This is a genomic window from Scopulibacillus darangshiensis (assembly GCF_004341035.1).
GTDB classification, from domain to species: domain Bacteria; phylum Bacillota; class Bacilli; order Bacillales; family Sporolactobacillaceae; genus Scopulibacillus; species Scopulibacillus darangshiensis.
The window spans coordinates 84,665-98,315 of the sequence record NZ_SLXK01000004.1 but is presented as its reverse complement, the minus strand read 5'-3'; the positions used below and the strand labels follow the sequence as shown (position 1 = coordinate 98,315).

The window sequence follows — 13,651 nt, the reverse complement described above, 5'->3', positions numbered from 1 at the left end:
AACTAGACGCAGTCATCGCTCTTGAGGACGCAGTACCTATGGTCAGGACGCAATATCTTGCAATAACGACGCAATAGTTGGCGAACTAGACGCAGTCATCGCTTTTGAGGACGCAGTACCTTCCTGATTTATCGCAATAAAAGGCAGAAAGTGACTTACACCTCCATCAGAACTGACTATTTCATCTCTTTTTTTATCGACTTTGGAACAGGTGCTTTAAAGTGGGATCTAATCGTCTTGTATTGCTTTCTAATTTCCGGGTCACTGGAATCAGGTGAATAGGCAAAGAACACATGGTGGTTCAACACGGCAAAAATAGATTCATGAAGCTGATTGTTTTCATCCCTGCTTTGCAGTAAAACAAGCGTGCCTTGCCTGCCATCCTTTTCCTTGTGAATCGACCCAACCACCTTAAAATCTGACAGCTTATCATTTGCCGGCGCCCCAGTCGCAAGCAGAACGTTCGCAGCCTTTTTCTGGGTCTCTTTGTCTTTACTATTGTATTCTTTGGAGAACTTCAGTACCAGCTGCTCGTCCTTTTTCGGCTGCTTTTTATTATCTGTAATTTTCCCCTCTGCAGCCAGCGCTATTTTGCCATCGAAGAATTTATTGGCTTTTATCTCCGACGTTTGCTCCATACTGCAGCCCGCTAGCACAGCACTTGACATTACAATTGAAGTTAATGCAAACAAGCCCTTTTTCATTTTCATTCACCCATTTCTGAAAATCGGATATCTTTTTCTATCATAATATCCATCCCTGGAACTTTTATGCCGATGCAATAAACAAAATAGCTAATGGGGTTTAAATACGTATTAAGGGAGGCCATGCTTGGGGATGACCGTCCGGGCCATTTTTCCCGCTCCACGGGCACGAATCACTCCCATTGGTGCCTACCCGCCCCCCTTCCCAATTTTCACCATTCAAAAAGGTGCCCCAAGGAAGTCAAACCTTCAGGACACCTTTATGTATTAATTCCTCTATATCTTCCTTAGGTCTATTTAACCCAGTTCTAGGTTCTATCTCATCTTTTAATCATCCAGTGTTTTCATTTCTTTTAATGCGGCAAGGAAAAACTCCCATGTCTTTATTGTAGAAGGGATATTCAGATGTTCATCAGGTGTGTGGACATTGTACATATCGGGACCGAGTGAGATCGCATCTAACCCCGGAAGCTTTTCTGCAAAAATGCCGCATTCAATCCCGGCATGGACGGCGATGACTTCTATATCCGTCCCATGCTCCTTTGTGTATACCTTTTCAAATAGCTGTCGAATCTCAGAGTCCGGATTGTATGGCCATTCTGGATAATCGAAGTCTGCGGTAAATTCGCACCCTAATACATCCGCCACAAGCTTGGACCTGTTCACTATATCATCCTTTAGGCTTTTCACTGAACTTCTTACATCGCTTTCAAGCACCAATTCCGTATCTAATGTTCTGGCGACACCTAAATTGGTCGAGCTCTCAACCAGCCCTTCGATCTCCATGCTCATGCTTTGAATACCGTTCGGAATCATCATTAGAGATGAAATAGCTTTATGCTTGGATCCTTCGGAAAAAATGCCCGCAGAAGCAGCGGTCACTTTTTCAAATTTAATAGTGACATCCGGGTCGGACGCCCGCAGCTCATTTTTTAAAATGTTACGCCATTCTTCAACTTTTACTTCACATTCCTTGGCGTCATCCCCATGCAGCAAAATAACAGCATCCGCTTCGCGCGGGATAGCATTGGATGCTAATCCGCCATTAAGTTGTTGAATACCATACGGTAAACCGGCCGCTAGTCCGTATAACAACCGGCCCATAAGTTTATTGGCATTGCCGCGTCCTTCCTGGATCGACATGCCTGAATGCCCTCCCTTTAGCCCGCGAATACTGATCCTGTAATCTGCCGTATCCTCAGGAGCCTCTTCCCGGACAATCGGCACGCGATGAACGGCCTTTGACCCTCCGGCACTGCTGACTAACAGCTTGCCATCCTCTTCTGAGTCAAGATTAATAAAAATCCTGCCGTCAAAGTGCCCCGGGTCCACCGCTAAGGCGCCGCCCATGCTTGTCTCTTCTTCCGTTGTAATTACCACTTCAAGCGCAGGATGCGGAATATCGTCCGCAGCGAGCAATGCCAAGGCGTAAGCAACCGCAACGCCATTGTCGGCCCCAAGTGTCGTTCCTGACGCATACAGCATGTCCCCCTTAATTTTTAGCCGAATCGGATCCTTTTGGAAATCATGGACCGTCCCTTCATTCTTTTCACAAACCATATCCATATGACCTTGGATAATGATAGTAGGCGCCTGCTCATATCCAGGCGTGGCAGGCTTTTTGATGATGACATTTAAAGCCTCATCTTGTATCGTCACTAAATCGCGCTCTTTGCCGAAACGAACCAAAAAATCACTGATCGCTTTCTCATTGCCGGATCCTCTTGGAATCTTTGAGATCTCAGAAAAATAATGAAAGACTGGATGCTGTGTTAATTCTTCCAAACTACCGTACATGCTGATCATCCTTTCGCCTTGAATGATAATCATATTTACTAGCTACGGCAATTATAACAAAGATCAGCGGAAGACTTGAAGCCATGAGGTATCACTTCCGCCCTTGGCGAAGGAAAAAAGATGAGAACCCCATAAGGGATCCTCACCTTTGTTTGAAAAGGAACTAGTTTAATAACTTGAATACTGAATGGACGAACGCTTTTACGCCCATTTCCATGCTGTCTTCATCCAGAGCGAATTTTGGATGGTGATGAGGGTAAGTCGAATTCTTTTCTTGATTCCCGGTTCCTACCCAAAAATAGGTCCCGGGTGCTTTTGTAAGAAATCCTGAAAAGTCTTCACTTCCCGAGAATGGCTTAGTATGTTGGACGACCTCTTCACCAAATGCCTCAACCAAAGCTTCCCTAACATTGCTTGTTACAAGTTCATCATTATAAACTGAACTGTACCCCTTATTATATTTAAATTCGTAGTTTGCGCCATGGGCTTCGGTTATGTTTTTAATCAGGCGCTCCATTAATTTCGGTGCCTTATCCCGTGTTTCTGGGTTAAATGAGCGTACCGTTCCTCCAATTTCAACCTTGTCGGGGATGACATTATTCGCGCTGCCGCCATGGATTTTCGTAGCGGAAACAACAAGTGAATCAAGCGGGTCTGTGTTTCTTGATACAATATGTTGCAAGTTGGTTAAAACTTGACCGGCAATCGCCACGCTGTCCACTGCATCTTGGGGCATTGCGCCATGTCCGCCCTTTCCGAGAACGGTTATCTCGAAAGTGTCCGAATTGCTCGATGTCGGGCCCGAAGTGATGCCAATTTGGCCGGATTCTACGGTTGTCATCAGATGCAAACCGATCACCATGTCAACACCGTCCATGACACCTGCCCTAACCATTTCAATGGCACCGCCGGGAGGTTGTTCTTCAGCATGTTGGAAAATAAATCGAACTTCACCGTTAATTTTATCACGCAAACGAGTTAAAACTTTTGCTGTTCCTAATAGGATTGCTGTGTGGCCATCATGGCCGCATGCATGCATGATCCCGGGATTTTGGGATTTAAATTCGTAATCTGTTTCTTCAGTAATAGGCAGCGCATCCATATCTGCACGGATGGCAAGCGTTTTACCAGGCTGTGACCCGGTTAAGCGTGCAACGACACTTGTTTTTGTCGGCCGTGAAAGTTCAAGACCGCCAAATGATGACAGTGTATCATAAACAAATTGTGACGTTTCAATTTCTTGAAAGGATAATTCGGGATGTTGATGCAAATATCGCCGCCATTTAATAACATCTTCTTTTACATTATCAATTAAAGTTGCTTGAGATTGTACTTCTACAGTCATTTCAAATACATCCTTTCCGATAAACTTAGGGAATTGTCCCCGCCCAACTATTTAATTGCTGTTTTTCCTGTGCTTTCTGTTTTTTGAGATAGACCATTTTGGTTTACTCGTTTGGTTAATGCACTAACAATCAGCGTAACGACCACATTTGCCAATAAAGCATATATGCCAACATTAATATCTTTTATAGCTTGGGGGATAGCAGGAAAAATCTGTCCGATTGTTATCCCAGTAATTGTTGTATAAGCAATGATCAACACCCCAACCAAGATCCCCGCTCCTGCACCAACCTTTGTTACTGGATTCCGTTTCATTAGGCTGAAAACAAATGATGGGAAGACTTGTGTAATCAACCCATATCCCATCAATAACAATTGAACGATGGCACCGCCTCCGTTAAATGTAAAATAAGCAGCAATCAGCCCTACAATCGGAACCAGACTCTTGGCTACGATATTGATCTCACGGTCAGAAGCGGATTTTTTGAAAGGTTTGTACAAATTTTTCGAAATCAATGTTGCTGTCGACATAAGGATCAATGAACCTGGGACAAGGGCTGTTAATAATCCTGCACCGCCAATGACTCCCAAAAACCAAGGCGGAAAGGATGCTTTCGATAATGCTAGCAAGGCCATATCCGTATCCTTTAGATTGGGAATTTGCAATATTGCCGCGAAGCCAACCATAAAGGCAAACAGCAAAATTAATTCATACAGAGGCAATACAATAGCATTTTTCTTGAATACGTCGGGGTTCTTCGCCGTATATGCAGCGCCAAATGAATGCGGCCACATATAAGCCCCCAATGCTGATACTAGAGCAGATGAAATGAACCAAGAAACACTTAGCCCATTGCCTTTAAGCGTTAAAAACCCTGGGTCTGCCGTTTCAATCGCTTTAAACATAGACTCAAAGCCGCCGTAATAATGAATTGGCAAATACACACCCAGGAAAACGACCACTAGAAGGATCAAAATATCTTTTATCACGGATGTCCAAGCCGACCCATGAACCCCCGATAGCGTGACATATACAATGACGCTAATTAACCCAATCCATATCGCTGTGTTATAAGAAATACTTCCATTGGAAGCAACTGAGACTATTAATCCTAACCCTTTGAGTTGGAGGGTGAGATAAGGAATTAACGCGATGATACCGACAAGTGAAACAACGACGCCTATCCCTGTGCTTTTATATTTGTGAGCAAAGAAATCTGCTTGAGAAACAAGACTTTTATCTTTTCCATACTTCCATATAACTGGAAGGATCCAGTAAGATAGAATGAACATTAGACAGCCATAACAAATAATGTAAAGTGCCGCAATGCCGTTGCCATAAGCCCAGCCGCTTCCGCCAAGAAATGTGAATGTCGTAAATGTTTCCCCGGCCATTAACAAGAAGACAAATACGGTACCAAAGCCGCGTCCGCCAACGCTCCATTGTTCCAATTCCATATCCTTGCCTTTACGGGAACGTATGCCTAGATAGATGCTGATAAGCAGAAAGAAAAAGATAATAATAAGCGCTATATTCATTTTTTATTTCACCCGCTTTCTTGTTTTTTTTCTAGTTTGTAAACAATAAACATGGTGACCGAAGTCAACACGGTCCATAATGCTACCCAAAACATCATGGGCGGCATTCCCAAAATATAAGGTTCCGCCCGGTTAACAAACGGTATTCCGACAAGCAGCCCAATGACAGGCAGGATTGACACGATATGCTTTAGCTTCACCAAATCCACTCCCCTTCCGCAAACAAGTGTAATGGAAAACGCTTTATATTTAATTAGCGAATATAAAGCGATAATTTCGTTATATATTTATTTTATGTAAACAATTTTTAGAATTCAATGGTTTTTTGAAATAAACTATAAAAAATAGACATCCAATTTTTGGATGTCTATTTTAATCGATAAATTTTATTTGGTCTTCCACGGCTGTAACGCGCTTCTTCCCCGATGGATTCTGCTAATCCTGCTTCACACAGATCCGCAATAATTCGTTGGGCATTGCGATTAGTCATATGAAGTTGAACAGCTAAATCTTTTGTCGAAAAATCTTGCCAGCCCATTCTTGTTATAAGGGCATTGATTTTGTTATAGGTTTTAACGCTGATATTTCCCTTTTTCAATTTATTTAACAAATTCCTGTCATCTATCCGTGGAGAATAGGCTAATCTTCTTCCTTGTTCCAGTGATTCGATAATCTTACCGTCATCTTCAACGATAACTGTACCACGCTCCGGCTTTTCTTTTGATTGTTGTATGGCACGGCGGGCATTGCTTTCAGCTGAAAAAACAGTTTCCCCGAATCCTATTCCTACACTAACAGGACTATCGGTTTCTAACGACAACTGATCCACAGTACTTTGCAGGACACCCATTTCACGTTCAACCGCCCCCCGAGAACAAATGATCACATAACGCCCATTCCCCTTTTCTAATAACGACCCGTCCATCCTTTCACAGAATTGAAGCAGCATTTCCTTTAAACGGAGTTCAAGATATTGTAAATGGTAAGGGCTTTTTGCCTTTTCTATAATCCGGTCAAATTGCTCGACTTCAATGATTTCAACACCAATTTGCGTATCCTTAAAGTACGAAGCGCGGACTTTTTCCGCTAGAATTTGTAAGGTTTGTCTCGTTTCCAAACGGCTTGTCGTAATCCAGTGGGATGGAATGCCCATTTTTTTCAAATCCTCGTTTACCGATGAATAGGTAGTTAATACACCTTGTACCTTTCCTTCCTCCCATAACTTTAGATGGGTTTGAAACAATTCTTCCGGGTTAATATGAACATCGAAGGTTTTCATATAAACATGACTTGGCGGTTTCTCCAATTGGTTTAGTGCATGATCGACCAAGTCAACTGAAAATGGGATATCAATGCTTATTGATTCGAGTAAACTCCCAGTTTGATAGGCAAGATCCACCAGCCCTTTGTAAATTCCTGTTTCGGTCGGGGAGATAAGCACCAAATCCAAATCCTCTTCCTCACCTAAGGAGTTCTTTGCAATTTCATAAGGAATTGGTCCTGAAAATAACCAGGCATCTATTCCGTGCTTATTCTGCTTTATAAGCTCTTCCGTTTCAGTTGGTTTTGTGTAGGGATAAGAGTTAAATGCCATCTCAAGTTCAAATTCTTTCGCTATATCTAGAATACGTTCCACTGACAATTGCGGACCGATCACTCCGATTTTAAAGACCATCACTTTCCACTCCCAAACAATGTTCAATTGTTTTGAATCCAAAGTTTTGCACATCTTAATTTTATCGTTCGGGAAACCATGATTCAACAAAACTCGTTTTACTGTCATTTAGATCAAAAGGCACTTAAATAATTTATACTATTCTGTTATTATATGTCGAAAACAATGGGAGGGATTAGTGATGCGTAATGTTGTAAAAGTCGTTTCTGTGTTGTTGACCTTGTGCTTGCTGCTCGGAATTAATCTGCCCGCCGTTCACGCGGACGAGCATGGCAAGACGCCAAAAGGTGATTTGCCTAAATATCAGGTTGATGTTGGGACAAAAGGCATGGTTGCAACAGCTCATCCAGAAGCGACAAAAATAGGCGCTGATGTCTTAAGGCACGGCGGCAATGCGGTCGATGCTGCCATCGCCATTCAATTTGCCTTAAATGTCAGCGAACCGATGATGTCCGGTATTGGCGGCGGCGGTTTCATGATGGTGTATGACGCTAAGAAGGACAAGACAACCATAATCGACAGCCGCGAAAAAGCGTCAGCCGGGTCAAAGCCTGATATGTTCCTCGATAAAGATGGAAAACCCATACCCTTCGACGAACGGGTCATGATGGGTGATGCCGTCGGTGTTCCCGGCACATTAAAAGGACTTGAGACAGCCTATGACAAATGGGGAACGGTAGACTGGAAAAAACTTGTGACGCCAGCCGAAAAGCTGGCCAAACATGGCGTAAAAGTCAATTGGGTGCTTGCTGACGCAGTTAAGGATAACCAGGAAAAACTGTCAAGAAGCGCTGCCAAAAATATCTTTTTACCTAATGGGGAACCGCTGCAAAAAGGCGATAAACTCGTCCAAAAGGATCTGGCGAAGACATTAAATATGATTGAAAAGCGCGGGTCGGCTGCCCTTTACCACGGCCCGATTACCAAAGCCCTGGCCTCCACCGTCCAAAAATTCGGCGGTACTATGACAGAAAAAGACTTGTCCAATTATGATGTCACTGTGGATAAGCCGTTAATGGGCACTTATCGCGGTTATAAGCTGGCAACGATGCCCCCGCCAAGCTCAGGCGGTTTGACAGTGCTGCAAATCTTAAAGCTGCTTGAGGGCTATGATATGAAGCAATATGGCCCCCGCTCACCTGAAAAATATAATCTTTTAGCCGAAGCGATGCATGTCGCCTACGCCGATCGCGGCGCCTACATCGGTGACCCAAAATTCGTCGATGTGCCGATGAAAGGCATGCTCGATGATGATTACATTGCTAAGCGAAGACAGCTTATTGAGCTCGGAAAAGCAAACAAAAGTATCAAGCCTGGTGATCCATGGGCCTATCAAGATGGTGAAAACCACGGCTATGTTGAGCAGCCAAATGACAAAAAGACTGGAGAAACAACCCATTTTACTGTGGCAGACCAATGGGGTAATCTTGTTTCGTACACGACAACGATTGAGCAGGAATTTGGAACAGGCATTATGGTTCCTGGGTATGGGTTCATGCTGAATAATGAAATGACCGACTTTGATGCGGTCCCAGGTGGCGCTAACCAGGTTAAAGCGGGCAAGCGTCCGATGAGCAGCATGAGTCCGACGATTGTCTTCGATAAAGACGGCAATCCCTTCATGACGGTCGGATCTCCCGGCGGCAAGACCATCATCACATCCGTTGCTCAGACAATCATAAATGTGATTGATTACGGCATGGCGCCAAAACAGGCGATCGAGGAACAGCGGATTTACAGCCCGGATTATCCTGATATCCGCTGGGAACAAGGCGTTCCGGAGAATGTTCGGGGACAATTAGAACAGTTAGGTTATAAATTTGATAAGGTGCCAAGAGATATCGGCAATGTTCAAATGATCAGGATTTACCCTAACTTTTATCTAGGGGCCGCCGACTCAACCAGGCAAGGACGCGCTCAAGGAATAGACCATGTTAAAGGCGCGCGCCATGATCACCATAACAGGCACAATGATAAATAAATAACGTATTTAATGAACGCCTCAGGCTTCCCTATTTGGAAGCTGAGGCGTTTTTTGCTTGGGCAGCTTGAGTTTTAGCCGATTTTACATTAAATTAAAGGCTAGAAGCAATTTAGACTTCGGTATTTTCAATGATGAGGATGAACATTATGGCGAAACGGAAAATTGATTTTCAAGATCTTATGGCAGAGACAGAGCGGCTGCTTCTGGAAAAAGGATATGACGGCTTTCACTTTAAATTGCTGGCAAACCGGCTGAATGTGGCGAGAAGCACAATATATGAATATTATGCGAGCAAAGAGGAGCTTGTCACCGCCTATATGATAAATATTATGAACAGGCTTACGGCCGAAAGTGAAGCTTTAAAACCGCTGGCTTCCCCGCTGATGCATCTAAAAGAGCTGATGCAAATTTTCATAAAATATTCTCAGATTCATCAAATCACACAAATGATTCCGCTGATTAACCGTGACAGCTCACCCGCTGTTAAATCGTCGATTGACAGGCTTTCCGAAGAACATACAAGGCTTTATCAAACAATAACGGATTTAATTGAAAAGGCAAAACAGACAGACGAGATCCGCTCGGACATCCCAAGTTCAGTTCTAGCCCGTGTCTATTTCACAGCGATCGAGATTCCAAATGATGACGCAATGAACCATCGGGATTGGAGTGAGTTGATCTTTCAAGTCCTATATGAAGGAATGAGCGGCACAAAAAGGTCATAGAGATTCAAAACGGCCTTATTGACAGATGTGTCGGGATTTGAGATGATGGCTTTAGTAATTAAATATTGATTTTTTATCGTTAACCGACACTTGTGTCAAAATAAGTCTAATTAAAGGAGGACCTTAATCATGTACGTTGTTGTCAATACAATTACCACGGAAGATCCAGAAAAGATCGCTGAACGATTTCGTATGTCCGCACCTCAGTTAAAAGAATGCAACGGATTCGTCAATATGGAGCTATGGAAAGCAGACAATAAAATAGAAGCAATTTCTCGATGGGAAACAAAAGAGGATTTCGAAGCATATGTGAACAGTGACATGTTTCATCAGCATCATTCCCACTCCCGCAAAGCGGAAAAACAGACATCCCAAACGCAAAACTCACAAGCAAGCTACTATGAAGGTGAAGTCATCGCCTAGATGATGGGTGAGACAAGGTTGGAGACGCGCTCCAGCCTTTTTTGGTTAACCAGAAAGTATAACTTTCTGACGCACATAAGTGCAACTAAGGCTTTCGCCATTAAAGCTTGGCGATAAGCCAAGTTTTCTTTATACGTAAAACACGTTAAGAAAGGGGGCTTTTTATGAAAAAGCCACTATTGATGATCGCTGCCATACAACTCGCGGTCTACACTGGATTTGGAATGATTATTCCTATTCTGCCGAAAATCATTAAAAGCATCGGCGCGCCGCCGGTTCATCTCGGCCTGCTCCTTTCAGTCTATTCAATTGTTTCCTTTATCACGGCACCGATTTGGGGCTCATATTCTGACCGCGTCGGCAGGCGCCCCGTTATTATTTGGGGATTACTCGGTTTCAGCATCAGCTTTTTCCTTTTTGCGATTTCCGGGGGTCAACTCTGGTTAATGTATCTCTCGCGTATCTTAGGCGGCCTTTCGGCAGGTGCACTTTCCGCCTGTGCGATGGCTTATGTTGCTGATATTACCGGTGAGGAAGAACGTGCAAAAAGCATGGGCATTGTTGGTATGATGATCGGGATCGGATTTATTCTCGGTCCGGCTATTGGCGGACTATTCAACTTTTGGGGTCCGTATGTTCCTTTTTACGCTGCAGCGGTTCTGACCCTAATTATGATGTTTGTCGCAGCCGGAACACTAAAGGAATCCCTGCAGAATCTTGGGGAGACACATAACATTCATGGAAAACCATCAAGGCTTAAAGCTTTCACAGGTTCCACGAAATACCTTTATGTGCTTTCCTTTTCTGTCGCCTTCGCTTTGGCCGGTTTGGAGTCCACCTTTCAATTTTTTGAGATGGAAAAAATCGGGGCAACAGTATTTGAGATTGGCATCATGTTCGCGGTTGTCGGTGTCGTCGAAGCGATCATGCAAGGCGGCGTCATTCGCCTGTTCACTAAGCAAGGCGGTGAAACCAAAGGGATCGCCATCGGTCTCGTGGCTTCATCAGCCGGATTCTTTTTGATCCTTTTATCCGAAAATATAGGAACGGCGATGCTTTACTTGGCGATTTTCAGTGCCGGGAACGCCTTAATCCGCCCATGTGTCCTGTCGCTATTGACTAAGAAAACCTCGGTTGGCCAAGGCATGACCACAGGCCTCAACTCTTCGATGGGAAGTTTGGGACGAATCGTCGGCCCCATACTTGGAACGTCCGTTTTTGCTTTCAATATCCACCTCCCTTTTCTCATCGGCGGCTTCCTGTCACTTGCAGAAATTCTATTGCTTGTTCAGTTTTTGAGGCTAGACCATAGGAAAAAGACGAATGGCAATTTGATAAACAAGGGCCAGGCACAGGGCTAAAGGCCCGGGCCTGGCCCCTATCATACCTTCTCACCATACTTTTTTCATATCGGTTTCCAACGAAAAGAATATTCCCCTTTTCCTGCTTAAAGTGATACGCTGATAACAGCGCTATATATCAGATTATTCCATTTATTTATGCGTTCAGGCAGCAAAATCTGAAAGCGCTTAATTACAGAAAGGGGCAAAAAGATGGATGACAATAAGAAGTATAGTCAAATTGTGCAAACGGTAGAATTTCAACAGCTTCTTAAAGCAAAAAAAAGGTTCATTGTTCCAGCCATTATTTTCATCGCTGCATTTTTCATTTTCCTTCCAATCATGACAACCTATTCAACCGTACTTAACAAACCATTGATTGGTCCGATTACTTGGGCTTGGTTCTTGGCATTTTTACAATTCATTATGACCTGGACAATGGCCGGCCTTTACTCAAATAAGGCGGCGAAATTTGATCATTTATCTGATCAAATCAAAACGAAACGGCCCGGTAAACATGATGGAGCTAAGGAAGTGAATGATTTATGAATGGGACTGCTTTCTCATTATTTTTACTCATTGTTATTGCTACGCTTTTCATCACCTACTTCGCTGCCAAACGAACGAAGAACGCCAATCAATTTTATACCGCAGGCGGCGGGTTGACGGGCTGGCAAAACGGCCTCGCTATTTCAGGCGACTTTATGTCAGCATCGTCATTTTTGGGGATCGTCGGCGGTGTGGCGTTAACTGGCTTTGACGGGCTATATTTGCTGCTTGGCGCCCTTGTCTCGTATCTAGTCGTGATGTATCTAGTTGCTGAACCGCTCAGAAACCTCGGGAAATATACGCTGGCAGATATGATCACAGCACGGTTTGATCGGAAGAAGGTCCGGGGATTCGCCGCGCTGAACACACTTACGATCTCCATTTTTTATATGCTTGCCCAATTGGTAGGCGCCGGTGTCCTAATTAAGCTATTGCTTGGTTTCGAATTTACGACCTCTTTAATCATTGTCGGTGTTTTAATGACGGTATATGTTCTGTTTGGCGGCATGACAGCAACAAGCTGGGTGCAGATTATTAAAGCCGGCTTGCTTATCGCCGGGACTTTCGTGCTTTTTATCCTTGTCTTGTCAAAATTTAATTTCAATATCATGACGATATTTGAACAAGCAAAACAAGCTTCACCGCTTGGGGACGCCTTTTTGAATCCGGGGCTCAGACATTCCGGGCTTGATGCCATCTCCTTAAATATAGGGCTTTTGCTTGGTGCGGCCGGCTTGCCGCATGTCCTCATCCGTTTTTTTACTGTCCAAGATGCCAAAGTGGCGCGAAAATCAGTCACAGTAGCCACATGGGTCATTAGTATTTTTTATGTTATGGCCATCTTTTTGGGCCTGGGGGCGACGGTCTTAGTCGGTACTGGAACGATTATTGATGCTAATCCAGCCGGAAACATGACGGCGCCGTTATTGGCAAAGACTTTGGGTGGGAATTTCATGTTTGCCTTCATTTCCGCTGTCGCCTTTGCCACTATTTTAGCTGTTGTGGCCGGTATCGTTCTCTCGGGAGCTTCAGCCTTTGCCCACGACTTTTACAATGAAATCCTGCGCGGCGGCAAAGCAACGGAAAAAGAGCAAGTTCGAGCTGCCAGGATCGCTGCCATTTCCGTTTCGGTTATTTCGATTATTATTGCCTTGTTTGTGAAGGATTTGAATGTCGCCTTTCTTGGTGCGCTCGCCCTGACACTGGCAGCAAGCGCCAACTTGCCAGTCATCCTGTATACGATTTACTGGAGAAAGTTTAACACCACGGGGGCAGTAACAAGTATGATCGTCGGCTTGTTTGGGACGATTATTTTAGTATTTTTAAGCCCTAACGTGTGGGACCCCGAAGGCCATGCCATATTTGTCGGCAAAGCCCTCTTCCCGCTTTCATCTCCAGGAATTGTCTCAATACCGCTTGGCTTTATCGCCGGATATTTAGGCACCGTCTTATCACGGAAGAAGGATGACAGCAAAGCGAGAAATGAAGCCTATGATAAGATTCTCGTCCAGTCCAATCTAGGGAAAGATGCATAAGGTATTCCTTTTTTTGTACATTTACAAGTTAAAAGA

12 protein-coding genes are annotated in these 13,651 nt (G+C 44.0%); 6 read left to right on the top strand and 6 right to left on the bottom strand.

The annotated features are described in order from the left end of the window. Nucleotides 1–176: 176 nt before the first annotated feature. From EV207_RS04770 to EV207_RS04745, 6 genes are all read right to left on the bottom strand, one after another. Entirely contained in the window at nt 177–704 is a 528-nt protein-coding gene (locus EV207_RS04770; RefSeq protein WP_132744191.1) for a hypothetical protein, read from the bottom strand. 327 nt (nt 705–1,031) lie between these two features. After that, nucleotides 1,032–2,501, bottom strand: coding sequence for an aminoacyl-histidine dipeptidase (locus EV207_RS04765; RefSeq protein WP_132744189.1), 1,470 nt, complete (start codon nt 2,499–2,501; stop codon nt 1,032–1,034). A 163-nt stretch (nt 2,502–2,664) separates the two neighbouring features. Beyond that, entirely contained in the window at nt 2,665–3,846 is a 1,182-nt protein-coding gene (locus EV207_RS04760; RefSeq protein ID WP_132744187.1) for a M20 family metallopeptidase, read from the bottom strand. 47 nt (nt 3,847–3,893) lie between these two features. Beyond that, nucleotides 3,894–5,384 carry a sodium:solute symporter family protein gene (locus tag EV207_RS04755; RefSeq protein ID WP_132744185.1) on the bottom strand — a complete coding sequence of 497 codons (1,491 nt, stop codon included), beginning with the start codon at nt 5,382–5,384 and terminating at the stop codon, nt 3,894–3,896. Between the two features lie 8 nt (nt 5,385–5,392). After that, complete coding sequence (locus tag EV207_RS04750; RefSeq protein ID WP_132744183.1) at nt 5,393–5,584, bottom strand: DUF3311 domain-containing protein; 192 nt, start codon at nt 5,582–5,584, stop codon at nt 5,393–5,395. Between the two features lie 167 nt (nt 5,585–5,751). Beyond that, a complete protein-coding gene (locus EV207_RS04745) occupies nt 5,752–7,059 on the bottom strand; it encodes a hypothetical protein (protein WP_132744181.1) in 1,308 nt (435 codons plus the stop codon). A gap of 181 nt (nt 7,060–7,240) precedes the next feature. Between EV207_RS04745 and ggt the strand changes: the two genes are divergently transcribed. The 6 genes from ggt (at nt 7,241) to EV207_RS04715 (ending at nt 13,615) form a co-directional block, all read left to right on the top strand. Next, the gene (gene ggt / locus EV207_RS04740) at nt 7,241–9,040 is read left to right on the top strand and encodes a gamma-glutamyltransferase (RefSeq protein ID WP_132744179.1); all 1,800 of its coding nucleotides are present in this window, start codon (nt 7,241–7,243) and stop codon (nt 9,038–9,040) included. 149 nt (nt 9,041–9,189) lie between these two features. Beyond that, a complete protein-coding gene (locus EV207_RS04735; protein ID WP_165886834.1) occupies nt 9,190–9,768 on the top strand; it encodes a TetR/AcrR family transcriptional regulator in 579 nt (192 codons plus the stop codon). Nucleotides 9,769–9,897: 129 nt separating this feature from the next. Beyond that, nucleotides 9,898–10,191 (top strand): antibiotic biosynthesis monooxygenase, encoded by a 294-nt coding sequence (locus EV207_RS04730; RefSeq protein ID WP_132744175.1) that lies wholly within the window; start codon nt 9,898–9,900, stop codon nt 10,189–10,191. A 164-nt stretch (nt 10,192–10,355) separates the two neighbouring features. Beyond that, the gene (locus EV207_RS04725; RefSeq protein WP_132744173.1) at nt 10,356–11,552 is read left to right on the top strand and encodes an MFS transporter; all 1,197 of its coding nucleotides are present in this window, start codon (nt 10,356–10,358) and stop codon (nt 11,550–11,552) included. Nucleotides 11,553–11,744: 192 nt separating this feature from the next. Further along, nucleotides 11,745–12,080 (top strand): DUF485 domain-containing protein, encoded by a 336-nt coding sequence (locus EV207_RS04720; RefSeq protein ID WP_132744171.1) that lies wholly within the window; start codon nt 11,745–11,747, stop codon nt 12,078–12,080. Next, on the top strand, nt 12,077–13,615 hold the full coding sequence (locus EV207_RS04715; RefSeq protein ID WP_132744169.1) for a solute symporter family protein: 1,539 nt from the start codon (nt 12,077–12,079) through the stop codon (nt 13,613–13,615). The genes EV207_RS04720 and EV207_RS04715 overlap by 4 nt, the downstream gene beginning before the upstream one ends. Nucleotides 13,616–13,651 lie beyond the last annotated feature (36 nt).